The 26,059-nt window shown below is 57.9% G+C and carries 29 protein-coding genes; 26 read left to right on the forward strand and 3 right to left on the reverse strand.

Going from position 1 to position 26,059, the window contains the following annotated elements; all coding sequences use genetic code 11:
* Window positions 1-2 precede the first annotated feature (2 nt).
* The 6 genes from AC5QPF_RS24225 (at window position 3) to AC5QPF_RS24250 (ending at window position 6,151) form a co-directional block, all read left to right on the forward strand.
* Window positions 3-515 (forward strand): single-stranded DNA-binding protein, encoded by a 513-nt coding sequence (locus AC5QPF_RS24225; RefSeq protein ID WP_177010850.1) that lies wholly within the window; start codon window positions 3-5, stop codon window positions 513-515.
* Between the two features lie 198 nt (window positions 516-713).
* Window positions 714-1,100, forward strand: coding sequence for a hypothetical protein (locus tag AC5QPF_RS24230; RefSeq protein WP_494960247.1), 387 nt, complete (start codon window positions 714-716; stop codon window positions 1,098-1,100).
* Between the two features lie 418 nt (window positions 1,101-1,518).
* Window positions 1,519-1,716: a CrpP family ICE-associated protein gene (locus AC5QPF_RS24235; RefSeq protein WP_023660706.1), complete on the forward strand. Its 198-nt coding sequence runs from the start codon at window positions 1,519-1,521 to the stop codon at window positions 1,714-1,716.
* Window positions 1,717-1,836: 120 nt separating this feature from the next.
* On the forward strand, window positions 1,837-3,747 hold the full coding sequence (locus tag AC5QPF_RS24240) for a DNA topoisomerase (RefSeq protein WP_494960248.1): 1,911 nt from the start codon (window positions 1,837-1,839) through the stop codon (window positions 3,745-3,747).
* A 137-nt stretch (window positions 3,748-3,884) separates the two neighbouring features.
* Window positions 3,885-4,187, forward strand: a complete 303-nt coding sequence (locus tag AC5QPF_RS24245) for a hypothetical protein (protein WP_225422434.1) — start codon at window positions 3,885-3,887, stop codon at window positions 4,185-4,187.
* Window positions 4,184-6,151, forward strand: a complete 1,968-nt coding sequence (locus AC5QPF_RS24250) for a DEAD/DEAH box helicase (RefSeq protein WP_110968454.1) — start codon at window positions 4,184-4,186, stop codon at window positions 6,149-6,151. The genes AC5QPF_RS24245 and AC5QPF_RS24250 overlap by 4 nt, the downstream gene beginning before the upstream one ends.
* Here the strand turns inward: AC5QPF_RS24250 and AC5QPF_RS24255 are convergent.
* Window positions 6,141-6,815 (reverse strand): DUF6710 family protein, encoded by a 675-nt coding sequence (locus AC5QPF_RS24255; RefSeq protein WP_009399145.1) that lies wholly within the window; start codon window positions 6,813-6,815, stop codon window positions 6,141-6,143. The two genes, AC5QPF_RS24250 and AC5QPF_RS24255, sit on opposite strands and share 11 nt — an antisense overlap.
* A 176-nt stretch (window positions 6,816-6,991) precedes the next feature.
* Between AC5QPF_RS24255 and pilL2 the strand changes: the two genes are divergently transcribed.
* From pilL2 to AC5QPF_RS24305, 10 genes are all read left to right on the forward strand, one after another.
* Entirely contained in the window at window positions 6,992-8,131 is a 1,140-nt protein-coding gene (pilL2, locus tag AC5QPF_RS24260; RefSeq protein WP_494960249.1) for a PFGI-1 class ICE element type IV pilus protein PilL2, read from the forward strand.
* Window positions 8,128-9,849, forward strand: a complete 1,722-nt coding sequence (gene pilN, locus AC5QPF_RS24265) for a PilN family type IVB pilus formation outer membrane protein (RefSeq protein ID WP_110968453.1) — start codon at window positions 8,128-8,130, stop codon at window positions 9,847-9,849. The genes pilL2 and pilN overlap by 4 nt, the downstream gene beginning before the upstream one ends.
* 12 nt (window positions 9,850-9,861) lie before the next feature.
* A complete protein-coding gene (gene pilO2, locus AC5QPF_RS24270; protein ID WP_494960250.1) occupies window positions 9,862-11,187 on the forward strand; it encodes a type 4b pilus protein PilO2 in 1,326 nt (441 codons plus the stop codon).
* On the forward strand, window positions 11,177-11,695 hold the full coding sequence (gene pilP / locus AC5QPF_RS24275) for a type IV pilus biogenesis protein PilP (protein ID WP_330078236.1): 519 nt from the start codon (window positions 11,177-11,179) through the stop codon (window positions 11,693-11,695). Before pilO2 ends, pilP begins: the two co-directional genes overlap by 11 nt.
* Window positions 11,696-11,707: 12 nt before the next feature.
* The gene (locus tag AC5QPF_RS24280) at window positions 11,708-13,246 is read left to right on the forward strand and encodes an ATPase, T2SS/T4P/T4SS family (RefSeq protein WP_494960251.1); all 1,539 of its coding nucleotides are present in this window, start codon (window positions 11,708-11,710) and stop codon (window positions 13,244-13,246) included.
* Window positions 13,239-14,405 carry a type II secretion system F family protein gene (locus AC5QPF_RS24285; RefSeq protein ID WP_110968450.1) on the forward strand — a complete coding sequence of 389 codons (1,167 nt, stop codon included), beginning with the start codon at window positions 13,239-13,241 and terminating at the stop codon, window positions 14,403-14,405. The genes AC5QPF_RS24280 and AC5QPF_RS24285 overlap by 8 nt, the downstream gene beginning before the upstream one ends.
* 22 nt (window positions 14,406-14,427) lie before the next feature.
* Window positions 14,428-14,943 (forward strand): type 4 pilus major pilin, encoded by a 516-nt coding sequence (locus AC5QPF_RS24290; RefSeq protein WP_110968449.1) that lies wholly within the window; start codon window positions 14,428-14,430, stop codon window positions 14,941-14,943.
* 11 nt (window positions 14,944-14,954) lie between these two features.
* Window positions 14,955-15,899, forward strand: coding sequence for an ATPase, T2SS/T4P/T4SS family (locus tag AC5QPF_RS24295; protein WP_110968448.1), 945 nt, complete (start codon window positions 14,955-14,957; stop codon window positions 15,897-15,899).
* Window positions 15,889-17,016, forward strand: coding sequence for a shufflon system plasmid conjugative transfer pilus tip adhesin PilV (gene pilV / locus AC5QPF_RS24300; protein ID WP_494960252.1), 1,128 nt, complete (start codon window positions 15,889-15,891; stop codon window positions 17,014-17,016). The genes AC5QPF_RS24295 and pilV overlap by 11 nt, the downstream gene beginning before the upstream one ends.
* A 162-nt stretch (window positions 17,017-17,178) precedes the next feature.
* On the forward strand, window positions 17,179-17,421 hold the full coding sequence (locus AC5QPF_RS24305; protein ID WP_494960253.1) for a hypothetical protein: 243 nt from the start codon (window positions 17,179-17,181) through the stop codon (window positions 17,419-17,421).
* A gap of 937 nt (window positions 17,422-18,358) precedes the next feature.
* Here the strand turns inward: AC5QPF_RS24305 and AC5QPF_RS24310 are convergent.
* The gene (locus tag AC5QPF_RS24310) at window positions 18,359-19,519 is read right to left on the reverse strand and encodes a tyrosine-type recombinase/integrase (protein ID WP_110968445.1); all 1,161 of its coding nucleotides are present in this window, start codon (window positions 19,517-19,519) and stop codon (window positions 18,359-18,361) included.
* Window positions 19,494-19,724 carry a helix-turn-helix domain-containing protein gene (locus AC5QPF_RS24315; protein ID WP_110968444.1) on the reverse strand — a complete coding sequence of 77 codons (231 nt, stop codon included), beginning with the start codon at window positions 19,722-19,724 and terminating at the stop codon, window positions 19,494-19,496. The genes AC5QPF_RS24310 and AC5QPF_RS24315 overlap by 26 nt, the downstream gene beginning before the upstream one ends.
* A 152-nt stretch (window positions 19,725-19,876) precedes the next feature.
* Between AC5QPF_RS24315 and pilM the strand changes: the two genes are divergently transcribed.
* The 10 genes from pilM (at window position 19,877) to AC5QPF_RS24365 (ending at window position 26,053) form a co-directional block, all read left to right on the forward strand.
* Window positions 19,877-20,317, forward strand: coding sequence for a type IV pilus biogenesis protein PilM (pilM, locus tag AC5QPF_RS24320; protein WP_110968443.1), 441 nt, complete (start codon window positions 19,877-19,879; stop codon window positions 20,315-20,317).
* A gap of 896 nt (window positions 20,318-21,213) precedes the next feature.
* A complete protein-coding gene (locus tag AC5QPF_RS24325; RefSeq protein WP_110968442.1) occupies window positions 21,214-21,564 on the forward strand; it encodes a hypothetical protein in 351 nt (116 codons plus the stop codon).
* 250 nt (window positions 21,565-21,814) lie between these two features.
* The gene (locus AC5QPF_RS24330; RefSeq protein ID WP_023629570.1) at window positions 21,815-21,940 is read left to right on the forward strand and encodes a hypothetical protein; all 126 of its coding nucleotides are present in this window, start codon (window positions 21,815-21,817) and stop codon (window positions 21,938-21,940) included.
* 323 nt (window positions 21,941-22,263) lie between these two features.
* Window positions 22,264-22,830, forward strand: coding sequence for an STY4534 family ICE replication protein (locus AC5QPF_RS24335; protein ID WP_110968441.1), 567 nt, complete (start codon window positions 22,264-22,266; stop codon window positions 22,828-22,830).
* Window positions 22,831-22,974: 144 nt separating this feature from the next.
* Window positions 22,975-23,304 carry a hypothetical protein gene (locus tag AC5QPF_RS24340; RefSeq protein ID WP_110968440.1) on the forward strand — a complete coding sequence of 110 codons (330 nt, stop codon included), beginning with the start codon at window positions 22,975-22,977 and terminating at the stop codon, window positions 23,302-23,304.
* A 266-nt stretch (window positions 23,305-23,570) separates the two neighbouring features.
* Complete coding sequence (locus AC5QPF_RS24345; protein WP_330076352.1) at window positions 23,571-23,891, forward strand: hypothetical protein; 321 nt, start codon at window positions 23,571-23,573, stop codon at window positions 23,889-23,891.
* 71 nt (window positions 23,892-23,962) lie between these two features.
* A complete protein-coding gene (locus AC5QPF_RS24350; protein WP_110968438.1) occupies window positions 23,963-24,373 on the forward strand; it encodes a DUF5983 family protein in 411 nt (136 codons plus the stop codon).
* A gap of 62 nt (window positions 24,374-24,435) precedes the next feature.
* Window positions 24,436-25,041: a DUF3275 family protein gene (locus AC5QPF_RS24355; RefSeq protein WP_110968437.1), complete on the forward strand. Its 606-nt coding sequence runs from the start codon at window positions 24,436-24,438 to the stop codon at window positions 25,039-25,041.
* Between the two features lie 92 nt (window positions 25,042-25,133).
* Window positions 25,134-25,385 carry a hypothetical protein gene (locus tag AC5QPF_RS24360; protein ID WP_494960254.1) on the forward strand — a complete coding sequence of 84 codons (252 nt, stop codon included), beginning with the start codon at window positions 25,134-25,136 and terminating at the stop codon, window positions 25,383-25,385.
* A 65-nt stretch (window positions 25,386-25,450) separates the two neighbouring features.
* Window positions 25,451-26,053 carry a hypothetical protein gene (locus AC5QPF_RS24365; protein WP_404821275.1) on the forward strand — a complete coding sequence of 201 codons (603 nt, stop codon included), beginning with the start codon at window positions 25,451-25,453 and terminating at the stop codon, window positions 26,051-26,053.
* Window positions 26,054-26,059 lie beyond the last annotated feature (6 nt).

Here is a 26,059-nt window from a genome sequence, read left to right on the forward strand (position 1 = left end):
CCATGGGTACACCAGTAGTTTGGGAAGGCAACGTCGGTAACGCAGCTGAGCACCGTTCGTTCGCCAACGGCAACAAAGATCCGCGGCACATGCTGCGACTCAATGTGATGTTCGACAACTCGATCCCTGATGGCCAGGGTGGCTACAAGGATCGTGGGGGGTTCTGGTGCAACGTTGAGTGGTGGCATCAGGATGCCGAGCGCTTTGCTGAACTGTTCCAGAAAGGTATGCGGGTCCTGGTCATTGGCCGGGCGATCATGGACACCTGGAAAGACAAGCAAACGGGTGAAGACGTTTCGGCGCTGAAGGTCGAGGCAAGCCGCATCGCGATCCTCCCGCATCGTATCGAACAGATCACCCTGGCATCGAACGGCAATGGTCAGCGTCCGGCCAATCACCAGCAAGGTCAGGGGCGTAGTCAGCCCAGCGGCGGCCACGCTCAAAACGTTCCTCAGCCGAGCCCCGACGACATGCGCCACTACAGCGAAGGCTTTGACGACGACATCCCCCTGTAGCCCCCCCTTAATTTGGCGCGCCACATCGCGAAGCTCCTGGTGACAAGGACGTCACTTCGAGTTTCCCCTCCCTTCGATGGGGCATCTCCACGGCATTCTAGCCACAGCCTGGCAGGCGATTTTTCAGGCGCCTCTCGTGAAGTCACTGGGGGCAAGGACGGATCGTCGCCACCTCATTCCGCTTCGAGGTATCGCCCCATGCACCACGACTACCCGGAATATCCATCCGTCAAAGCGACTGTAGACCCCTCGCGCTACATGGATGCCGTTCGAGCTCTCAATGGCGTCCGCCAGGTCTTTTGCGACGGCGAATCCATCATGCTGCCGGAGGCAGAAGTGGAGGCCATCGAAATGCTTCGCCTCCGGTTCAATGCCACCTTTGAGTATGGGCAGGCCGAGAAGTATGAGTTTGCGACCAAGGCCCGGGATGCAGGGGTGAAAGCTGAGCTCCTTCGACTTGGGCAGGCAGTTTGCGACATCACAGGTCAACACGCTGAGGTGATGGTTCGTGCCGCACTGGAGGACCCCAGCGCTACGCTGCTGGCATGGTCGGCGCTCTACCGCTCAAGCATGATTCCCCACTAGCTGTGGCACACGGGCATTGGCGTGAGAGCTATTTTCAGGCGCGCCACTCGTGAAGTTTCCGGAGACAAGGACGGATCGTCGCTGTCCCTTCCTCTGAACCTGGCGTTCTGATGCTTCACATTACCGGCGACAAGGACCTTCTGTTGCGGCCGCAGCTCGTGAAGCTCCTACGACGAGGACGCGAACTCGTAGCCGAAGGGGCGCTGCAGGCAGCGCTTGCCCAGGTCAGGGGGAATTTGAAATGCCAGCGTTGGCAAATTACCATTTCCTGAAGGCATCTCCGCCCTACGGCTGCTAACTTGTATCGAAGTGAGCCACAGGGTCGTAAAAAACGCCCTTGTCGAGGAATTGCTGGTGGCTAGGTCGTTTGAGGCGTGACTCGCCCGGCGTGAACAGTGGCGCTGATGAGGAACAATCGATACAGAACGAAGATGCCCAGGAGCGAAAAGCGGACAGGCGCCAGTTCAATAACCCCCATCCTGCGGTGGAGGCCGCTGGGGTTGAAGCCGCCGAGAAAGGGCTGCCCATATATGCCTGCCCCTACAAGCACCCCGCCATGCTTGCCTCCTGGCTGAAAGGGTACAAGCGCGCCCAGCAGCTCACTCTCAATTTTTGACCCTTCCTCCGTGGGCCTGAGCCCTACCGAATTCCCTCCCTTCCATTTGACCATTTCGCGTTGTGCCGTCCCCGGTCGGCGGCAAGAGTGCTCCCTGATTTATCTGTGCAGGGGCACCCTATGAAACTCATGATCATCGAGGCACCGGGCAAGCTGAAGAAGCTTGGGCCCATGATGAAGAAGATCCGCCCTGGCGAGCACTGGGTGGTGGTGGCATCTGGTGGCCACATCCGTGATCTCCCCCAGTCGGGTCAGGACGACACGATGATCACAACCGGCGTCTTGAAGACCCTTCGTCCGGTCTACGAGATCCTGCCCAAGAGTGCCCGCAACGTCAGCACCATTCGCAAAGCGCTCAAGGACGCCACGGAGGTGTACATCGCCACCGACCCGGATCGGGAGGGGGAAAGTATTGCCTGGCACATACAGCAGGCGCTGGGGATCCGCGAGTACAAGCGAGTCACGTTCAATGAGATCACCCAAGCCAGAGTACGAGAGGGCCTGGCCAATGCACGGAGAATCGATGGGCAACTCGTTGCCTCACAAGAGTGCCGGCGAGTGCTGGACCGCCTGGTGGGCTACCTGGTCACGCAGGAGCTTCGCAGAGTCCTGGGCCAACCTACCTCCGCTGGTCGAGTTCAATCACCTGCCCTCTACCTGGTGGTGTTGCGCGAGCGAGAAATCAGGAACTTCAAGGTGGTCCACCACTTCGGGGTAGAGCTGACCTTCAAGGACGAAGCCACCGGTATGGACTGGACTGCCGTATGGCAACCGATCCCCGACTTCGCGAGCAAAGAAAACCCCTATATTCAGGATGGCACACTCGCGGCAAGGGTTGCCGCAACGCGCGCAGTCATTGTCGAGTCATGTGAAGACGGCAAGAAGCGGCGCCCGCCACCCCCACCGTTCATTTCATCCACCCTGCAGCAGGCGGCCAGCGTAGCGCTGAAATGGGACCCGGACAAAACCATGCAGGTCGCGCAGCGCCTGTACGAGCAGGGCGTGATCACCTATCACCGGACGGATAACCCCAACTTGGCCGATGAAACCATGCCAGATATCCAGGCAATGGCTCGCAGGCAAGGCCTCGACGTTGTTGACGAGCGCCGGACGTTCAAGGCTGCGGATAGCGCCCAGGAAGGTCACCCCGCAATTGCGCCAACCGCGTGGGAGGATGAAGTCGCAGGCGAGTCTGCTGAAGAGCAAGCGCTGTACAAGCTCATCCGGATCAGGGCGCTGGCCAGCCAGCTCGCAGACGCCATCTACGACGTGCGCATGGCCAAACTGCTGGCCAGGGGGCCGGATCAGAGGCCTCTGCGCTTCGCCGCGACTGGCAGCACTGTCGCCTATCTCGGATGGATGAAGCTTTTGCAGAAGGACGAGACGGATGAAGAGTCGACCGACATCCCCAGGAATCCGGTGCCGGTGCTCGAACCCAAAGAGATCCTCAGCGTGCTTCAGGGTGAGGTGCTCAACCAGAAGACGAAGGCGCCGGCACGCTTCACCAAGGCAAGCCTGATCAAGGAGCTGGAGCGACTGGGGATCGGACGCCCCAGCACGTTTGCATCGATCATCAAGAACATCACCGGCAAAGGCCTGGTCGTTGAGGAGAAGCGCAAATTGGTCCCAGGCCCGCTGGGGGTGAGCACCATCGACCAGTTGGAGGGCCGGTTCAGCTTCGTCGAACTGGCGTTCACCAGCACGCTGGAGAAGGATCTGGACCGAATCGCACGGGGGGATGAGCAGTACGGCTCGGTGGTTGCCAAGTTCTTTCAGCATCTCCAGACAGAGCTCGCAGCCCTCCGCCAGGCGCCCACAGTGGCGATGAAGGCGCGTTCGCCTGAAGCTTCATCAGGCACCCAGGGCGGCCATTCCTGCGGCAAGTGCGGGATGCCACTGGCGCGCCGCCAGAAGCGCGGTGATGGGGGTTACGACTTCTGGGGATGCACCGGGTACAAGGTGAACAACTGCCGTGTGAGCTACCCCTCGGTGAGCGGCAAGCCGGATATGTCCAAGCCCAGGGGCTTGTAGCCAAAATGCTTCGGGGGCGGTAATCCATTTCTCCTGTAGCCGCTCTCCCCCAGCTGCCAATCTGCTCGCTCTTACGGGTGCGGGCAGGCGCACCTTGAATGATGACGTGTTGACTACTCATCCTCCCGGAGGTGCTTGTGGCTCGTTCCAAGAAAGTCATTGATCGGCTGAAGGCCGAGCAGGCGAACAATCCGAAGATACCCCATTATGAGTCCCGGCCAGGTGAGTCAAGCTGGCCGCTACAACCTGACGACATCAAGACCGCCGGGTATTGGAAGCAGGAGCGCAGACGTGTGCCGAAGGACGCAGAACCAGCTGCGTATGTAATCAGTGGCCAGGGAGGATCACTCCACGGCTCAGTGCTCTTAACCCGTTGGGTCGCGGCCTACCACCTCGACCAAACGGTGCCGATGAAGCCCAAGAGCGCGGACGCAAATTGAAACGTCCACGCCTCCTCAACAGCCAGCCAGTGTTGCTCGAAGCTGCCGTGTTCGACGGCTACGACATGGGCATCCTCATGCCCTACATCGAGGGCGCAAACAAGGTCATGTTCGCCCGTAGCGGGTTCTTCATTCGCCGCGGTGATCACCCGCTCTGCCGCTATTGGCGCGTACCCAAGGCCAAGTTCATCGACGAGCTGGACCTGGTGTACAACCAGCTGATCGAGCTTGCCGGTGGCAAGGTCACTGAATCATGGCAGGCATTCCGCCAGAAGATCGAGAGCGCACTGGCCAACCCACGCCGAGACGCTTTCATCTCCGGAATGCTCCTGCGAATTGCTCCGCTAGCCGACGGCGGCGTGCTGCTGTCCGGAGATTATCATCCTGGAGTCGTTGCAGTGGCCCGCCGGATGCGGGGAGTGTTCCTGGGAAAATCCAGCTCGTGGCGAGTCAACGCCACCGCCGAGATCCTGCGCAGCAACCTGGTCCTGGAGCTCGGTCTTGTAGAGGATCAGTTCGAGATCCTGGACGTTGTACAGGAGCTCCTGGGCGATGGCTCTGTTACTCCAGCAGCAGACATCCCGCGCATCAGCCTGGGCGGTACTCCTCAGGAACCCTCGACAGCCGCCAGCGGTGAGGAGAGCTCCAACGACATCTACCTCGCTGCCGTCTCGCCGATCGAACGCACCGAGTTCTCAGATGCCACAATCGCCCAGGCCCTGGTCGGCTATTCCCTGCTCAATCACCAGCCTGCTGGCATCGCTCACCTGCTCCAGCGCACCAGCGCACTGCTGGCTGATGATATGGGCCTCGGCAAGACGCGCCAGGCCATCATCGCGGCGCATATCAGTGCAGCCGGTCGCCCGATCCTGGTGGTGACCCTTTCCTCGTTGCTGATCAACTGGCAGCGCGAAATCCTGGCGGTCTACCCCGACGCGACAGTCGCTGTGCAGAAGCACGACCCGCTGGTCCAATGGATGCTGATCAACTACGAGCGTCTCGGCGACTACGTGCTGCTGGCTGAGCATTACCACGTTCTAGTGGTCGACGAGGCGCACCAGTTGAAGGAGCCGACTGCCGAGCGTACACGCCATGGCTTCGATATCGCAGCCAAGGTGCCTAATCGCTATCTGCTGACAGGCACGCCTGTCCTCAATCGCGAGACGGAGCTGCACACCCTGCTACGTCTATCGGGGCACCCGGTCGGCCAGTTGCCCCTCAGCGATTTCTGCGAACGCTTCGCCGGCAGCCCAGAGTTCCGGCAAAACCTCCGGGCAGAACTGGGCGACTGGATGCTTCGCCGGCGCAAAGACGTTCTGCCCGGGCTCAAGGGTAAGCACCGGCAGTTGCTGCCCGTGGCGATGGGGGTGGAGGAGCGGAAGAAGTACGACTGCATTCGCCTCGAGGACAGGCCCATCTTTGCCAGGCTCGGCGCGCTTCGCCATTACCTGGAACAGGTGAAGGTCAGAGTCGTTATGGACCTGCTGGGCGAGCTGGACCCCGAAGACAAGGTCATCCTGTTCTGCGAGTTCAAACCCACCGTCGCCCGCCTCAAGGAGCTGTGCGATGCAGCCGGTATCGGGAACGTCACCCTGGTCGGCAGTGACTCACTCACCAAGCGCCAGAAGGCGATCGACAAGTTCCAGGGCGACCCCGACTGCAGGGCTTTCATCTGCACCACCCAAGCCGCCGGTACAGGCAACAACCTCACGGCCGCCAACTATGTATTCTTCCTGGGCCTGCCCTGGACACCCGGACAACAGGATCAGGCCGAGGACCGGGCGTACCGGAATGGTCAGCTCAGGACGGTGATCGTGAAGATCCCCCTCGTGGAGAACAGCATCGATCAGCAACTCTGGCAGATGCTCTTAGCGAAGCGCCAAGTCAGCTTGGAGCTCATTGAGCCGGAAGAGCAGCAGGACGCCTTGGCCAAGGCTATGCTCGCCGCGACCATCAGCCAGTAGATCCGCGTGGGAGGTCGACCAGCAAGCGTGCGATCTCCCAGGCCCATCCAAACTCAACGTAGATTGGTGAACCATATTTGTCGCCGGTCTTCCGACAGACCCAGCATTCGCCATCAAAACGCACTCCCCTGATGATCTCGGTAACGTCATAAACATCATCAGGTACGAGCACCCCTTCCCCGCCCAGAATGCCTTGGGCGATCGAATGGTTACCGCCGTTGACCCAAGCTATGTTCAACGGCTGCATTAGGGTCACGCTATGGTTTGGATCCTGCACGAACGCGCCGAGTTCTCGCCCCTCGCCGATCATGCCGAGGCTGTTGAGTATGCTGCTTTCCGACCACAAAGTTGGGATTACCATGTCACTGGCCAACCGGATGCTTGAGCTCTGATCAACTGGCCGGCGGCAATTCTTCAGCAGAAATGCGGCCCAAGTGCCGTTATCGGCGTAACCATCCCACAGCCCACCAAGTGAGCTCATCCAGTGCAGCGACTGAGGGCCCGCATGCCGAGGTCGAAGCAGTGCGTCTCGTAAGTGAACGGCCTGAACGGGCCTGAGCACAATTTTTATGAGGTCTTCCAGGCCGCGCCGATTGTGCTCAGCGCTGAGGCTGTTCGCCCAGTCCATCAGGTGTTCGAAAGCGGCAATTCGACTGTCGAGCATTATCACCTCCGTTGATCATTTCCATTTCTAGGTCAGGCCAACCTCGGCACCCTAAGCGGCAACCTGCTTGCGTTCCATCAAGCGCGCCGGAAATTCTAACTCTGTGTGATATTGATTTCCTGCTGCATGAGAATTTGCTGGCTGTCACCGTGCCCTCAATGACTACAGGGGGCCTCATGATCAGGCAGTTGACCACTCTCTCGCTCGTCGCACTCGTTGCGGGTTGTGCGATTCAGAAGGCTGAGCAGCCGCCGAAGCCGGCGTTCGATAGCAGCCGCAATCCCGAATGGCTGTCTCCGGACATCTACCCGAACGGGGCGACCCCGGAAAAAGAGCCGGTTGTTCGGTATGGCCGCTACACCTTGGTAAGTACCCAACCCGACGCGAGCCAGCGGGACCTGATGGCACAGATCATCGACGTGACCATCCCGTCCAGCATGAACCCAAGCGTTAGGGATGCCATGCTCTACGTGGTCGACCGGTCAGGGTACGCCCTCTGCCCGCCCAGTTCGCAGCACGTCAACATCCTGTACACCCGACCTCTGCCGGCAGCCCAGTACAAACTTGGCCCGATGACGCTGCGCAATACCCTCCAGGTCCTCGCCGGCCCAGCCTGGCAGGTGAAGATCGATGAAGTGAACCGTCAGGTGTGCTTCGTGCTTCGCCCCGGTTACCAATTGCCAACCCCGTCGACGCCGGCAGGCGAGCTCTACGCCGACAAAGCGCGGGCTCTTGGAACCAGCTCCGCCACACCGGCCTCGACGTCAGGCGTAGTCGTCGCCGCAGTGCCTACTCCCGCTTCCATCTCCACGAATACGCCCGCTGTCGCAGCCCCAGCGCCAGTGGCTCCCGCGCTCCCCCCAGTGGCACCCGCCAAGGATGGCTCTATCCCGGCTGCGATGGTCACCACCGCGGCTAAACCTTCGACACCTGCGTCCCCAGCACCGAAAGCGCCCGACCAACTTGCAGCATCCAAGCCAGCGGCTGCCGTGACCACTACAGCAGTGGCGGCCCCAGCCATCGAGGTCAAGCCCGCTCCACCACCCCGGCCGCTGCCCCAGGTATGGACGGCCGAAGTTGGATCAACCCTGCGCGATAGCGTTGAGGAATGGGCCAAAAAAGCCCGGTGGCGCGTGATCTGGGCCCAGGAAGACCTCAACTATCCGATCGAGGCACCGCTGCACTTCGAGGGCTCGTTCCAGGAAGCCGTCAAGCAGCTGTTCCCGCTCTACGACAATGCCCAGCGATCCTTCGTAGTCGATGGTAGCGAAGGCTCCCAGAGCGTCTTGTACGTCGCTGAGAGGAAGAAGAAATGACCAAGTTTCCCTGGGTCCACTGGGCACTGACTCCAATTGCTCTGGCCCTGCTGAGCAGTTGTGCCGTGCAACGGGTCAATGAGTCGTTCGACCGAGCAGAGTTCCAGGGCCGCACGGCTAGCCAGTACAACAAGTTCCTGCAGAACCAGCAGCCACAGCAGAACCGCGACACGGTCGTTTTCAGCAATAAGCCGTGGGTCTCTACGGAGCCACTGGTGACCAGGCGCGGGCTTCCATTCAGCCTGGACCGGAATATTTCCTATCGGCCTGCTGGATCAGTCTCAATCACTGACGTGGCTCAGCTGATCACCAAGGAAACCGGTCTGCAGGTCATCGTAGCGCCTGACGCATTGAATCCCGCGATCCTCTCCTCGAAGCCTGCCGGCGCAGCTACACGGGGCACTGCTCAGGCTTTAACAGATCCAGACAGCCTGGCTGGTCTCATGCCAACCGGCATCGCCGGCGCTGTACCGGGCAGTGCCAGTTCGTTCGACCTCAGCTTGAGCGGTAACGTTGGAGGGCAAATTTCCGGGCTGAACTATAACGGCAACGTTTCGGGGTTGCTGAACCAGACCACCGCTCGCCTGGGGCTATCTTGGCACTTCGACCCTGAACTGCAGGGCGTACGCATCACGTACTTCGACACCCGAACCTTCGACGTATGGACGTTCGGTGATGAGCTGGAGATCGAAAGTACCGTCAAATCTGGCCTGCTGACCTCCACGGGCAATGGCGACTCTGGATCCTCAACCTCTTCGGGGGGGGCCACGGGCGAGTCCGGCAGCAACCAGAGCACCAAGTCCACCTACAAGACCTCGCTAATGAGCGACATCGAGAGCAACGTCAAAGCCATGCTCAGCATGCAACCCCCAGGGCGGCTATATCTCTCCCGCTCCACCGGCACTCTCACCGTTAGCGATCGGCCGGAGGTGCTGAATCGCATCTCGGCCTACCTGAAAGAGACCAACCGCAGCATCACTCGACAAGTGCTTTTCAACGTCAAGGTCTACGAGGTGAACTTCAGCGACAGCGACCAGACGGCGGTCAACTGGAGCGCCGTCTATAAGTCCATCTCCGGAAAATGGGGCTTCGGCCTGAGCAACACCGTCGCCGGAATCAGCTCAGAGGCGATCTCGGCCAGCGGCAGCATTCTCGATACGTCCAGCTCTCCGTGGGCCGGCTCCAAGGCCGTCGTCCAAGCCCTGTCAGAGCAAGGGCGCGTCTCCGAGGTGCGTTCGCCATCGGTGACCACGCTGAACCTGCAGCCGGCCCCGATCCAAATAGGTAACGTCAAGGGCTACGTTTCCTCCAGTTCAACTTCGACCACAGCATCTGTTGGGTCCACCACCTCTCTGACTCCTGCGTCCATTACGAGCGGCTTCAACATGATGCTGCTGCCAAAGCTTCTGGACAAAGAAAACCTGCTGCTGTGGATAACCCTCAACATCAGCAGCAAGCCTATTTTTGCCGACTTTGAGAGCAACGACTCGAAAGTACAGATCCCAGACTACGACACCAAAAACGTTGCGCCGAAAGTTCGCCTTCGCAGCGGTGAAACGCTGATTCTCACTGGCTTCGACGAAAACAGCGACGACGCTGGCAAGTCCGGCGTGGGAAGCCCCAGTTTCTTCGCCTTAGGTGGGGGTCGAACCCGCTCGACGTCCCACAGCGCCCTGGTGGTGCTGGTGACGCCAATTGTCCTCCCGGACAACTTGTAAGTGGCGGCGCTCATGAACAGCGACACTCCCAAACCGTCGAGCCGGGTGCAGACCATTCAGCACAGAGGGCGCGTCTTCGTCACTGGCATGCTTTGGACGCCCTTGGGCAATATGACCAGTTACATGAAGGAAGCCCGCCAGTATGGCCATGAGCACGGCCTGGACATCGTGGCTATCCGAAGAACGTCGCTGATGATCCAGGCGGGCTTTGTCTCTCGCTCCTCTGACGTTCACAAAGGCATGTACTCGTTGGCTGCGACGATGGCTGGCCAGCTCGGGGATTCGTGGATTGCTGCCTGGGCCGTCGACGCCGATCAAGACCGATATGCCATCGTCGCGGTCCATGAGGGCAGGATCATCCCGGGCTGCGACCTGATTGCCACGGCATCAGAGGTCCGTAAGCGGGTGTTGCAGCAACGCAGCCGCGGGATCCAGTTCGAGCGAGAGTTCTTGCCGACCGAGTTTGCCATGGGTGGCGAGCTCATCGACGTCGACGAGCTACTCCAACCATCTCGGCTCAAGCGTGAGTATCGGCTACGTCCCCTCGTGTTTGGGATGTCCAAGCCTGAACTGGCCCAGCTGTTCCTGGTGGTCCTCCTGATCGGTGGCGGCCTGCTGGCCTGGTCACAATGGAAATCCCACCAGGCAGAGATTGCGCGCCAGGCTGCCATCGAAGCGGAGAAGAAACGCCTCGAGGAGTTGGCCGAGCTACAGCGGCAAACAGGTACAGAGCAACCTCTCCAGGCGCTGGAACATCCCTGGGCGAAACAACCCTCGGTCACTGACTTCGTAGCGGCATGCAGCCATGTGATGTACCAGTTGCCACTGAATATTCAGGGCTGGCCCATCAACAAGGCCGAGTGCAACGGTTCTCAAATCGTGGCGACCTACGACCGTGCTGGTAACAGCACTGCTCACGATTTCACGACGGCCGTCAGAGAGCTTTTCTCCATATACCCGGAATTCACCGACCAGGCAAAGTCCGGGGTCCTGAGGTTCGACATTGCCATTGACGCTGCGGGTGACGACGCATTGGTCGAGGCCAAGGACGCTCTCGAGAGTTTGACCAGCTGGTTCCACAGTTTCTCTCAGGAGCCACAGTTGCAATCCATGCCGGTGGTTATTCCCCAGGAGCCAGCTCTGCCGGGCCAGCCGGCACCACCGCCGCCCCCACCACCTCAGTGGAAGCAATACCAGCTTTCCTACACCACCGGCGTTCTGCCTTACGACTCCTTCAATGGCGCGCCAACCCAGGGACTGCGCCTTCAGGAGATCAAGACCGAATACAAGGCTGACCACCTGATCTGGTCGGTCACAGGAGTCCTGTATGCGAAATAACCTCAGCCTTTTGTTCCTGGCCTGCTGGCTGCCGATCACCAATGCCCTTGCTGCCGTCCCCGACCTCTCGGGCATCAACGTCGGCGAGCTCGGCAAGGTGCAGAGCGAAACCATCCTGTTTAAGGCAAAGGCCGAGCGCAGCAAGGCCGAACTCGAAGCAAACGGCACACTTCCTAGCGCCCCTCAGCCAGTAGCGCAGTTCCCTGCTCCTAGGTTCACTCCCACCGTGACCCCAACCTCTCCTGCACCGCGCCAGTCGCCCTTGCCAGTAGTGAAAGAAATCAGCGGCTCAGGACAGAAACTGCGGGCAAGCCTGATCTACGGCGACGGCAGCGAGGTCGATGCCAAGCCGGGAAGCGAGGTACCCAACGGTTTCCGAGTCCAGCAGATCACGCTCGATGGGGTGGTACTAAGCAAGGAGGGGAAGCGGTTCCCCTTAGGGTTTGGAAACCGGGTGGTATCTCAACCACAACAGAGCCTGCCTGGCCTCATCCCCGGCCAACCCTGAGGAGCATTGAACATGACCGAGCTATCCGCAGAGCCCGTCGACCTTGAGCCTGTCGACTTGGCATTGTCACCGTTACCAGTGGCGGTGCTGACCGCACCAGGCGGCCCTCATCCAATCAAAGACGATCTGCGACAGGTCCTTGCGCTGACGGCCGATGGGAAGTTGTACATCTCCCCCCAGCATGTCCGCGACCCCTATGTCATGTCCTTCATGGACCAGTTGGACCACAAGGGGATCAACTTCGAGGTCATCTCCGCATCGATGACGGAGATCAAAGCGCTATATCAGGCCTCGGTGTCGACGGGCATGAAGGCTCTTGTCGAGACTCAGCGTCAAGCCCAGGTGGTGGAGCTGATGGGAGACGCCCATCACCGCGGCGCCAGTGATGTTCACATCGTCGTTTCGCATGATGTCACTCAGATCAAATATCGGCTGTACGGGATCCTTCAAGAGGTACGTCAGGAAAAGAGCGACGTAGGGCGGGAGTTCTGCGCTGCTCTGTACAACAGCATGTGCGATGTCTCCGGCGATTACTACCAGCCCCATATCGCTCAGGATGCCCGCGTTAGCCGCAAATTCGTCGACCAGCTCGGGCTGTATGGAGCACGGGTTGCAACTCGACCGCTGGTGGATGGCCCGTTGATGGTGATGCGTCTGCTGTACGACGACACGTCCAAGCAGAGCTTCGAGGAGCTCGGCTTTCTGCCTGAGCAGACAGAGCATTTCAGAAGGCTGCGAGGTCTTCCGTTTGGGCTGAACCTGATCACTGGGCCAACAGGCTCCGGCAAATCCAAGACCCTGCAGGTCAATCTCAACGCGCTGCACGACGAGACCCGTGGCTCCCGACACATTCTTACGCTCGAGAATCCTCCTGAGTATCCGCTTAAGGCTAACCAATCACCGATCTACGCCGGCGAGACTTGGGGTGACGGGATTACCAATGCTGTACGTCTGGACCCCGATGTCCTCATGTACGGTGAGTTACGCGATCTGGAGTCGGCCAAGGCAGCGTATACCGGCGCCATGACAGGCCACCTGGGCTGGACGACACTGCACACCAACAACGTGATCGCCACCATCCAGCGCCTGATTGATATGGGCGTGGCTCATTACCTGGTCACCGACCCACTATTGACCACTGGGATCGCGAACCAGTCCCTGGTGCCAGTTCTCTGTCCCGCCTGCCGCATCCCGCTCCGAGACCATACACACGGCATCAGCAGCGATCTCTTCGTCCGTTTGAAGCAACTGAAGATTGTCGACCAAGTCAACCTGATCGGTGAAGGCTGCAGCAAGTGCAGGCACCTCGGGGTCGTCGATCGCACCGTTATCGCCGAAACCTTACTGACCAACGTCAAGCTCATGGATACGTTCACCAGGCGCGGGGCAAGCGCTGCGCGCAGGTACTGGGTCAACGAGATGGGCGGCATCACCAAGATCGCCCACGGGATCATGAAAGTCACCAGCGGCATAGTGGACCCACGCGATGCCGAGCTCTTTGCGGGGCCGCTCGATTTCGACCGGCAATTGATGGAGCAATCCGATGCTTGAGTTGCTTCAGGACTTCTGGACAGGCGTACGGGAGGCCGCCCAGGGATGGGTAGTCACCTTCTACGCTAAGCAGTTTGGGAAGAACGAACGAATCCAGTTTTACGAAAGCCTGATGGGCGTGCTCGAGGACGGGATTGCGATCGAGGAAGCGCTGGAGACCGTTGCGAAAGCGTTTAGCAGCGATGGAACGACGATGCACCCTGTGTCGGTCATTTGTGGTCAAGTGGCTATGCTCGTGCGCGGTGGTAAATCTCTGGCGGATGCCTGCAGGAGCCACCTGCCACATGACGAGGCTTCCCTGGTCGAGACCGGGGAGAAAACCGGCAATCTGGTCGGAGCGTTCAGGGATTGCGTCCGGCTTATCGAGGCTCGCCAACGCATAGCTCGCTTGGTCATATCAGTCGTAGCGCTTCCTTCAATCACTTGGAGCCTCATGGGCGCACTGCTCTATGTCATCGCCACATGGATGGTGCCGTCGATGGCCCAACGCCAAGATCCTGAGCTGTGGACAGGCATCCCAGGTCTTCTGTATGCCCTATCCAAGCTGGTCACGCACTATGGTCTGCTGATAGTGGCGGTGGTGTTTACTCTGATCGTCGTGTCGTTCGTGACGCTTCCATTTTTCTGCGGTTTACAGGTTCGACCGAACAGCCCGGCATGGAAAACACAGCTCAGCCTGCTATTGCAAATCACCAGGCTGCGACTCGAGAGCATTCCACCATGGTCGATCTACAAGGTACTGCATGGCTCGATCTTCCTGCTCAACATGTCAGTGATGCTTCGCGCTGGCGTAGGCCAGTTGAGCGCACTCAACATCCTCAGCCGCAGCGCATCTCCATGGCTGCGAGAAAGGATCGACGCCATTAACTATGGAGTGAGCTCGGGTAAAGATTTCGGAACTGCGCTCAAATTGGCAGGGCACCAGTTCCCAGACCAGATGGCCATTCACTTCCTGCAGGTCCTGGCCACCCGACAGAGCTTTGCCATATCCATGGAGCGGTTTGCCAATCGTTGGCTCGAGCAAATGCTCAAGCGCGTGGAAACAATCTCGAAGTCCCTGACAGCCATATCCGCAGTAATCATGGGCTTGCTCATGATTTTCGTGATGGTCGGTATCTTCCAGCTCGCCATCGGCCTGATGGACTCAATCCAACACTAAGCACATAGCCCAGAGGCAATCAATGAAACTCTCTACCCCCAAAAAACAACGTGGCTTCCTGTCAATCGACGGAGCACTGTGGATCATGCTCATCACCATTGCTTTGGGCTTCATCGCCTGGATCGGCTACAAGATGCTCGGCAGTTCTGATGCCGCTGTAGAGCAAAGCAATATCACCACCATCATCACCAACGCGAAGAAGCTCAAAGGGTCGTCTGGATACGGGACCTCCGGGACCAACCTGGTCCCTTCGCTGATCGCCATTGACGGAACCGGCTCCATGGGCGTTTCAGGTACCAACCTGACGAATCAGTGGAATGGCGCCGTCACACTTGTGAGCAATGGCATGACCTTCACTCTTTCCGAGAGCAACGTGCCCAAGGCGGCCTGCATCATGCTGACCACAAAGATCGCCAAGGACAAGCAGACCACCACTGCCATCAACGGTGGTTCGTCAACCAGCGGCGAGGTGCTTCCCGCGACTGCAGCAACAAGCTGCTCCAACGATATGAACTCGATCTCCTGGACCACCTACTGAAGGCTGCCGGCGTGAGCTTGATCGCAGATGCTGATTTCGTGGACCTCTACCTTGGCCACGACTTTTCCGATGTGAAGGGGCTCGCCGGCCAGCCCCGCCGAGCCCCCGTTCCTGCGGAATGGTTGACCGAGATCCAGGAGCTTCGGGCACAGTGTCTGCGTCAGTACGAGACGACACGTGAGCCTGAGTTTTCCCTTGTGCTCGAAGAGCGAGTGCTCCTGCGGGTGACGTACAACCTGGATGTCTTCACCAAGGCATTTTTTGTACTGAACCGCTCAAGAGCAACCATCATCCCCCTCGAAGATCTTGGGCTGCCGGATCATATCTACGAGTGCCTGCTCGCAGAGGAAACCAGAGGCCTTGTGTATTTCGCCGGAGAGATGGGGACTGGGAAGACTAGCAGTGCAGCCTCGGCGGTCAAGGCTCGGCTGATGTCCCTCGGAGGCCTTGGCCTGACGGTCGAGGATCCGCCAGAAACTCTCCTGCAAGGGGAACATGGCCCAGGCCGTTGCATCCAGTTGCCAGTCTCCCGCATCCAGGGAGGTTACTCAGAAACGCTGATCCGTGCCCTTCGCACGCGCGCGGACCTCATTCTAGTCGGAGAAGTGAGGGACACAGCTACGGCAGTTGAGGTCATCAAGGCATCCATCAACGGCCACCTCATTTTTTCTACGGGGCACGCGGGCAGCATAGGGGGGGCCATCAAGCGTCTGTCTGTGCTCGCCGAGCCAGTGATGCCCAATGCCATGGAGGTGCTCTCCCAAGGGTTGACGGCGGTGATTCATCAAACCCTGCTGCGCCCAGAACACGGACAGCCGCGGCTGACACTCCAAACCCTGTTGCTCACACTGGATGACGCACCGTCCATCCGCGAAAAGATCCGCAGCGGGCATCTCCAGATGATCGAGCAAGACATCGTCACACAATCGAACAGGAGTCTCTGGCATGGCCAGTAAACGCGGGCAGGCTGGCTTCTTTACCATCGATGCGCTGTTCGGCCTGATCGTGCTGAGCATAATGCTCTCCCTCGCAGCCTGGTGGATGTTCAGCTTGGGGAATCACCAGGACTACAGGATCGCCGCCGAACAGCAGCGGACCGTGGCAGACGCCTTTGCCAAGTACCTGAAGGACAACTATGCCGTGGTGCTCTCCAACGCCGGCCCGACAACGCCCGTCCAGATTACCGTGGACATGATGCAGAACACCAAATATCTGCCGGGGAGCTTCAGCTCGACCAATAGCTTCGGCCAGACCATCGTTGGTCTGGCCAGGCGCCTGAATGCCAATCAGCTGGAGGCCATTGTGGTGACCACCGGTGGCCAGGCGATCCCTGAGTTGGGCATTCGTACGATCGCGGAGCACCTGGGCGGGCCGGGCGGCTTCATTTCGGCGCTGAAGCCCGGGGTCATCCAGGGAGTCCGTGGAGGCTGGGAGCTCGCCTTGAGCAACTACGGCATCAATCCAGGACAGGGTCATACCGCGAGTGCTCTGTTCCTCATGGATGGAGACCTTGCCAACGACTACCTCTATCGCAACGCTGTTCCAGGTCACCCTGAGTACAACCGGATGAACACGGCGATCGATATGGGTGGCAACGACATTAACAATGCCCGCGCTGTCACCACGACGAACGATATCACCAGTAAGGACGGCTGGTTCAGAAGCCAGAACGACACTGGGTGGGTGAACGAAAAGTGGGGAGGCGGCATCTATCAGTCCGATACTGACTGGGTCAGGGTCTTGAACGACAAGGGCCTGTTGACCGGCGGGAAGATCCGCGGCGGCACGCTCCAGGCGGATGGACGTGTGACAGTTGGGGAATACCTGGACATCGAGAGCACCGCTGTCGAAGGACAGGCCTGCCCGAAGATAGGTATCCAGTCGAAAAACAATCTGGGCGCGCCGCTGACCTGCCAGTGCCTCACATCTTCTTGCCAATCCGGTGTCTGGGTTGGCGGAATGGATCGTAACCTTGAGTACACAGTTAAACCCGCGAGTTCATGGTTCTCAGCAAAACAAACATGTGGGTCCATGGTAGAGAGATGGCACTTAACCGGACTGTCTGAAATGTAAATTCCGTCTGAGCTATGTGGCTGAATTCGGCACGTCTTTTGTGGCAGTAGTGCGTGAGTTGTGCGATCGCGAATGCAGGGGTACTAACTCATTACAACTTCTATGGATACACGGTTGGTGTTAAAGACCTGCCCATAACATCCTCAGTGAGGGAGTGGTGATATGAATAGTTTGGATTTTCTTGTTTTAATCGAAGCGACCATATCCACTCTTAGTTCACAGCATGCTCTTCTTAAGCGATTGGCGACTAAAGAGTTCTCCACAGAGCTTGCAGAGTCCGCCAAAGCGTTGGAAACCTTGCGATTGATTTATAAAGCCCTGACTGACACCGACCAAATTTCTTCGCTAGGGCAGCATTTAAATTACCTGCTAAAAGCGAAAGTACACACAACTATTTCGACGTGACGCATTGCCATCTTGCCAATCCGGTGTCCGGATTGGCAGATGGATCGTCACGTCGAGAACAGTTATGTGACTTCGCTTTTAGCAAATTTAAATGTGCCCTAGCGAAGAAATTTGGATATTACGGCTGTCAGCAGGACTTTATAAAGCAATGCAAGGTCTATTCCAACGCTTTGACGGACTCTGCAAGCTCTGTGGTAGAACATTTAGTCGCCAATCGCTCAACAGAGCATGCTGTAACTAAGTGTGGATACGGTCCGCTTCCTGCATTAAAAGCAAGCAAATCCAAACTATGCATATCACCACTCCCTTACTGAGGATGTTATGGGCAGGTCGTTAACACCATACCGTGTATCCATAGAAGTTGTCAATGAGTAGTACCCCTGCATTCGCGATCGCACAACTCACGCTACTGCCACAAAACACGTAGCCGAATCCACCACATACATCAGATCCGGCATTTAATGTTCCAGAAAACAGGCTGCCCGTTACAGTACCGGTCCCGCTGTACCCTGTATTACCGTTTATGCCAGAGCTGCCATCCGCCAAGCTCGCCACGAACCGTGCTGCTGTCCACACACCGGATTGGCAAACTTAATCGAGTCACGATAGTCGGTTAGCTTCTGATGCAAGTCGCGAATAGTGTTTGTCCACGTGCATAGGCGCTACCAACAGTTGAAACATACCAATACCCATCAGGCCCTACATATACTCGACCATTGAACGAATCGTAGTTATTCAGAGAAGCTGTATAAAATCCGGATTGAAAGCAGGTTCCCTCTGACGCAGAGATCATCCTGATTACTTCACCAGGACCTGCAGAAAATTCCCCAGCAATAACAAATTTCGGCTCACTACCTTTCCACACACCGGATTGGCAATAGGATCTCACTGAGATGCCCAGCCTACCTGGCCAGGGCAATCTGTAGGCATCACCTAATCACCGTAAAAAGGTGTGATTCCCTTCTAAGGGACAATTCTGACTCAACGGGTCCAACATGATTATGTCGCCCTCGTTGACCGGCTCTAAATACTGGTCAGGCGCTGGAATAGGCTCCTTGTCTCGCAACGACACCATCAGATGTCGTAGCAGCGCATCTTGCGCCACGCGCTTTGCCAGCTCCGCAGTCCGCCCTGCCCCTTGTACACCATCAAAGTCGAGCACTCGCACGATGACACCGTTAGGGGTTTCCGAAACTACAGCAGGATACGGAACTAGATGATTGATGATCACCTGCTGACCACGATGCTTATTCCCCTCAAGCTTCTTGACCAACCTAGAGGCTTTTAAGTGGGTGTACCTCTTCAACATTGCGAGGCTCTTGTGCCCGCTGATGGCAGCAATTTCCATGATGTCGAGCGTGCCAAGCTCAAACAGGCGCGAGCAGGCCTCATGTCTGAGGTCGTGGAAATGAAGATCCTTGATATCCAGGCGCTGGAGCATGATGCGCCAGGCCGACTTCAACCCATTGGCGGTATAGCCGAACACCTTGCCCTTCGATCGTGCACCGAGCTGGATTAACGCATCACGAGCCTTGAGGCTCAGGGGCACGTCCCGCTTCGATCCGTTTTTGGTATCCGGGAGGTGCGCAATTCGCCGTTGTAGGCTGATGTGCTCCCACTCAAGCTTCAACAGTTCCCCCTGGCGCATAGCCGTCTCGATTGCCAGGACGACAAGGACATAGAGGTCTGGCGTGGGATGCGTGTGACAATAACGCATGATCTGGCGCTCCTCACGGGCGGTTAAGCGTCGATCACGGCCAGGTGCTGCTTTCGGCTTACGCACGTTCGAGACTGGGTTCGACTCGCATACCCCCCACTCGATCCGGCCGATGTCGAACACGTTCGACAGCAACGACATCTCCAGGCGCACCGTCGATGGTGAAATCGGTGAACCCGTTTTTGGGTTGGTCTGCGACAGACGTTCGTCGCGGAGACTAGCGATATCTGGACTTCGAAACTCACGCATGCTCTTGTCGGCGTACTTGGACTTGAGCAGACTAGAGATACGGTAACTTTCTTGTACAAAGCCTTTCTTCAGTACGGAGACTTTCTGTCGATAAAGGGTCAATCCCTCAGCAAGCGTCATGTCCTGGGTCATTCAAATCTTCCAATTTGGCCTGCAGCAGCCTGGCCAACTGGTCGAATCGGATTTCCAATGCGCGGCAAAGGTTGAAAACGGTATCCAGGGTTGGAGATTTGTGGCCACGCTCAAGCAGACTGATGTACGACCTATCTACACCAGCTTCGAAGCTCAGCTTTTCTTGCGAGATGCCCCGAGCAATGCGCAACTCGGCCAACACCATGCCGAAAGCATGATTGTGCTTTTTCGAAGAGTCTGGTTGTAATTCCAAAAGTCCAACCCGAGATCACGAGATCAAAGGTCAGAATTTTCGGGTTGTTGACTATAATCGTCAGCGGACTATAGTCCACAACGCTTAATCCTCAGGATTTCTTCATGTACATCTACTGGATCGCTATGACCCTGCTAATCGTGGCAGGAGGCATCTTCACCCAGGTGCAGCACACAGATGAGGTCGTTTCTGAGCAGGCAACGATCGATGCTCTCAGCCGGAGCATGCTGATCTACCGCTCTGCCGCAGCAGAGTATGCCCAGACCAATCCTGGATTCACTGGAGCGCCGGCGGACGCATCGCTGAACCTTCCGAGCTGGTACATCAAGCAAAACGGGATCGCCACATACATCGTCGGAGGGGTCTCATACACCTACGTCAGCGGAATGGTTCCTGCCGGCCTGCCTTCCGCACTGAGCGAGCGCACTGAGTCCATGACGGTAGGTATTAAGCGGTCGGGCCAGTTGTTCTCGCCGAAGGGGGGGAGCATGGCCATCGCTGTTCCAGCGCCAGTCCCGGAAGGGGCAGTCGTTGCGGTCTATTGACCGTTGACGCCGTGCGAAAATGCCTACGAGCCTTGCGTCCCGGCCGTTGTACAACCCATAATGACATCAGTTCTGGTTTAACCCCGCTGGCTACTGTCGGTCATCAGTAGCGCCCAGGTGTCGTGGTTCGCCTCAACACCAAACCGTAAGCACGCTATAGCTCCGGGAAGGGCGTGCGGATCTGGTTGAAAGCTCTCCCTGTGTCTCCCTGCTCTCTCTAGTCGCGCAGCCGTCTAACTCGTGATGATCGGGTTCAAAGGCACATAGAGTTTCAAGAGGTTCGGTGCTTCTTTGATCCAAGGGCCACATTGGTAATGTGGCCCCTCCTCTTTTCCTCCCCTTGGGTAGCCTGATGGACTTGTGAAAGGTTCATGAGGCTACCCAATGGGTACTCTCTCCTTTGCCGGTGGCCCGCCGGCGATAAGCCGGGCTCCTTTTGTGCGCGGATGCGTGCCTCATGTTTGCTGGCCAAAGCCACGAGAATGGCCAGGTGATGAGAATCGAGACGATCAATGCCCAGGGATCGACGATTTCGACACAGGTGGCTTCTTCAACTTTTTTTCAAATACGGCTGGATCACCTCCAAGGGCTGATCCAGCCGGCCTTCTCCCTCTCTCTCCCCCCTTTCCGCCCCCTCCGCTTGACACAATCCATCCCCGCTCCGATTATTAAGCGGTGATCTGCTGACGTCGTCAGCAACATGCCCCATGCAGCTCGGATCCGTAATGCTGCAGCACGAAGTCTGTGTGGTCCAACAGCCCAAGGTCGTTTAGCTTCTGGTAGCACGACCGGTCGACCTCCGTCGATAGAAGCTCATTCCGCAAACCCAGCGGGGAATACATTTCCCCGTCAGGGTCAGTGTTTTCTCCGCATTTTTAAACCGCAGGAGAAACACCATGACCGCAATGTCCGCACCCTCGATCGGCTTCCGTTTTGGCTACGCGCTCGGCACTCTCACCCGTGAGTTCCTGCGCGCCATGAAACGTCCAGCCCCAGTCGTCCCAGCCCACGCCCGGCCTGTCGTTCAATTCGCGAGCATAACGCCCACCCGCAACGACTGGGATGAGCTTTGCCGCATTCCAACCCTTTCACGCCGCGGCGTTGATCTGAACCAGTGGTACGAAATCAACACCAAAGCGGTACCACCGACCAAGCGCCGGCCCCGTCAGCGCAAGCCGAGCAAATCCAACGCATCAGAGCTGCGTATGGGCCCGTTGAACGATCTCATAGCTCCAGTTGCGATCTAACTCCCCTCCAACCTCAACCAGTGCCAGGCTCCCTACCTGGCAAGGTGAGGGCCTGGCGATCAAAGGAACGCCATGGTTTCAAAAAAACGTGCGGCAGTGGCAGACGACCTTCGCAAGATCGGAACGACGGCCGTTGCCGCCGCCCTCGTAGGTATCTTCCTCAGCACTAGCCGTCTCCTAACCGCTTTCGCCCTCGTGGTAGGTGTTGTAATCTGGATAACAGGCATCTACCTCACCCCGGAGGAATGACATGAGCCAAACCACATTCGGCATCCTCATGTTCACCGCCCTGCTCGTCATCTGCGTCGGCATGGCAGTTTGGGCCGATTGGCCTAACATCAAACGCCGGTGCCAGAAGATTCTTCGAGCACATTGATCATCTATTTTCCCAACTTAACCCTCCACCAGGAGGTTTTTTTTCTTTCAGGGCTTGACAATGTGTTTCTCCGTTTCCATCCTTGTGACTGTGAGCTGCTGACGTCGTCAGTAACCCAAGCCCGAGCGGTTATGATCTGAAAGACCGCTACACCCACTACGGTGTTGATCTCCCCAAAATCGCCAAGCTTCCGGAAGCGCGATTGATCAATCTCTCGATTGATGGAAGCCCACCCAACTTGCTACATCCCAACCCATGCGGGGAATACTTCCCCCATGGGCAAAGTGTTTCTCCGCTTTCGCTATTGAAACTGGAGAATCACCATGAGCAACCAATCCAACGAAGCCAAATTCTTCGACCTGCACACCACTGGCATCGGCTACCTCAACCGTATCCGTGAAGTCAGTCCCCGCAAGGGCAAGCCCTTCACCTGTGTCACCGTTGCAGCCTTGCACGGCTCGGCTGATAAAGCCGAGTACTCCTACATCGACTGCAATGTTGTCGGTGCCGAGGCAGAATCGCTGATCAAACGCTGCCAGCAGGCCGTTGAAGCCAAAAAGAAGGTGCTCGTCTCCTTCCGAATCGGCGACATCTGGGCTGATGCTTTCACCTACGATAAAGGCGACAAGAAGGGTCAGGCCGGCGCAAGCCTCAAAGGCCGTTTGCTCTTCATCGGCTGGATCAAAGTTGACGGCAAGCTGGTTTACGAAGCGAAGCCAAAATTCACCAACCCGCCCGTTGGCAATGAAGACCACTCTGATGATACGGACCGTCCGGGCGACCAGGACCAACCCGTAGACCAAGGTCAGCCAGGCGCCGAGCAGCTCGGTGAACAGCTTCCCCCAGTCTTCGGCAGTGATCGTTCCCAAGAGGTCAACGAGGCCGCGTAACCCCTATCAAGGCGCTGATTTCAGCGCCTTTACTTTCTGCCCACGATCGTGCCGATCAACTGATCACACCACCTGATTCCAACCCACTAGGGGACGCCGATCTCCTAGGGGAGGCGTATTCCTCACCTCCCTTGGAGCTAAAAAATGCACACTAATACTTATCCTGAAAGACTATCTCTAATCATCAAGATTGGTGTTCTCTACGCGCATGAGCGGGTTCTCGATAAGATTGAACTCGATTTTTCAACAGCAATACCCCCCTATACTGGCTCTGCAGAAACACCGCTCAATCTCTTTGATAGGGACAGTGAGTGGGAGATAGCCTTATGGGAGCTTGCAGGCTCGGATCACCTTCACAACTACCGCCCGAAGCATCAACCGATGCTTGAAGAACTTGGGCTTCTCAGGAAGTACAAGAGCTTAATGAATGAGCTCGAATTGAGCTATGTAGATGATGACTTCATGCCTCATTGAAAATCGCACGGAGAGACTTTTCTTCCGGGCTTCCAATATAACCGTAAGTTCCCCGTCTAGACGGGGACAGATTTAGCTCACTGTCGTTGACAGTGCCTCCCGGAGCCAGGGTTTAAGGCTCCAGCGCATTGCGCCAACCCACCCAAGATCGCCGAGCACTCGGTAGCGCGATCACATCACTCAGTGATGGAGTGCCTTCTACTTTACCTACCCGCGGGGATCTCATCCCTCGCGGACCGAGGCCTCGCTCATTCTGGAGACCTCTGATGTCCATACCATCCGCATCGTCCGAGCCATACCTCACCCTTCCGGTTGTCCTGGACAACGCTGCGTGGATGCGTGCGGTCTATCTCGAAAACCCGGACCGGGTAGCCGAAATGAGCCAACGCCTCGCCACTGTCGTCCAAACTGCGTGGCAAGAGCTCAAGCAGCAGCCTCAGGCGAATGCTCTGTCCTTCGGTGTGTACACGAAGCGCCACACCGGCTGTGACCGTGACTGGGTCACCCTCATGTTGCAAATCGTGGCCCCCGAGGACGAGCCATCCTACATCCAGATCAAGCTGCAGCCCGCTGCAGCCCCTGCCTGACACAGCCATTTTTTACTCACCCAGAGGGGTCACCCTCTGGGGTGGCTTCCTCTCAACCAGGAACACGCCACATGGCACAATCACCCAACCCCTTCCACATCTCTGCTGGTGATCACCCTGTAACTCATCCCTGCTGCAGCCACGCGTTCGAGATCGCATCTGCGCACTTGCCCGAGGAGGACTGGGAGGAGCTGCAGGCATTCGTTGAAACTGCTGATACAGCTCTCCTTCAGTTCGAGTGCTTTGTACTGCCCGACAGTGATGCCATCGGCTTCAAACTTCTCAGTACGCCCTGGACCGACCAACATCTGGGACAGTACTGGGGGTACGACCTATCGACACTTCAAGCGCTGCAAGCCGCCGAGGGCTTCAGCGAGCAGACCATCCGAGTGCTCACTCTTGCCGCTGAGGCTGAAGTGAGGTTCCTGGTCATCGACCCCAACGGTAACGTTCTCGACGGTCTGCCGCTGTTCGACTGCTGAACACCTTCCACCCTCGCGGGGAACGCCCGCAGGGAGTTCCCCATGCTTTACGGGGAGCGCACATGATCTCAATCACCGGCCAGTTGGCCATCCGCACCATCTCCGGCCGACTCGGGCTATTCAACGTCGGCCGCCTCAGTACCTCGATCGGTGAGTTCACCATCAAGGATGCTCTTCTGGATCAATACCAAGAGGGTAAATACCGAGGTGACTTCGCGATCAAGCAGATTCGCCCATCGTATTACTCACACGGCGGTCGACTCGTTGTTGAGATCAGGGCTGAACTCGAGGGCATGACCCTGGAGGATGTCACAGGTCTCAGTCGCGAGGACGAAGAACACCTGCCAACCAACGTCCCTGACCCTCTTGAAGAGGACGGGCCACCACCCACACCGATACCGTCACGTCGGGCTCCAAGTGCGCCGGCGCGACAGCCCCAAACTGATGCCCTCGCCTCGGATGAGCCCTTCGGGATGACCCCACCGGTGTCTCCGATCACGAACGACATCGATGCCGAGCTATTTGGCACGGTGTGGCCATTGAGCGAAACCGTGAGGCTCGACACCACCGTAGACCGACAACGGCTGCGCGCCCAGTGCACGCGGCTGGACCAGCTCGGTTTTACCATGGACTTCAAAACTCAAACCTGGACCAGGGCTTCCCCTTAAAGCGGCCTGTCAGACCACTGCCGCAGTCAACCTGAACCACACACCCTGAGGGGCCTCCTCAGGGGCTCCATTTATCTACCTGGAGCACCATCATGAACGCTATGTTCAGCAACTTGAGCAAACAAATCCTCGCCAACATTGAGGACCAGCTGTCCAACAACGAGGTGTCGACTGACGAGGAGCTCGTCGACTTCTTCATCGAAGAGTTGGACCTCACCCTAGACCAGGCTGAGGCTGCTATACGTCTCCGCGACCAGTACCGGATCCAAATATTCCTAGAGGGTCACGGCCCGCTGCACCAACACAGTGTGGCTTTCGATCCGCTCACCAGGACCTTCAATTAACCACCAGACCATCCCGGGGGGCGTTTCCGCCCTCTGGGACGGACGCCTCCACAATGGAGGCCATCATGCACCCATCCCCCCTGTTCCAGATCGAGGAATGCCCAGACCTGTACGTCGACGCCTGCGTGTGCGACGAGCAGCGCAACCTGGTGTTCATGTCGGCCTGGGGTCGTGACACTGCCCTGCAGGAGTTTCTGGCCAGGCTCACGCTTGGCCGGGAAGATAACGGCCTCGAGCAGTTTCACATTCTCGTCGACGGGCGGAGCATCCCCGTTTTCCCCAACCAGGACCAGCTGGAAAAGCGCACAACACGGCAATTCCGCGGGACTTTGTTCGGCAGCATGTTGCACCTCTGGCTGTTCGATCGACGCGCCTCGGTGCCCGACCAAGCCAATCACTTCGCCTTCGCCCTACTGAAGCGTAATGAAGCCCCACACCATCGGCTCTGGCCGCTGGTGATCGAGACCTGCCCGCTTCCCCTTCTCTCCCACTGGCGCGAGCCTGTGATGGAAGTCCTCACCCAGCACCAGATGCTGATCGCCCTCCCTGGAGCGTTCGGCGATGTCTGCGCCTGGCGACTCGCCATGAAGCTCGAGGTACTTGAGCCTGCTCTCGGAGAGCTGATTCGCCAGGGCGTACTCACCACTGAAGCTCAGGCGCCTGCCTGAGCTCAT

This window comes from Pseudomonas sp. Con_6 (assembly GCF_059379395.1).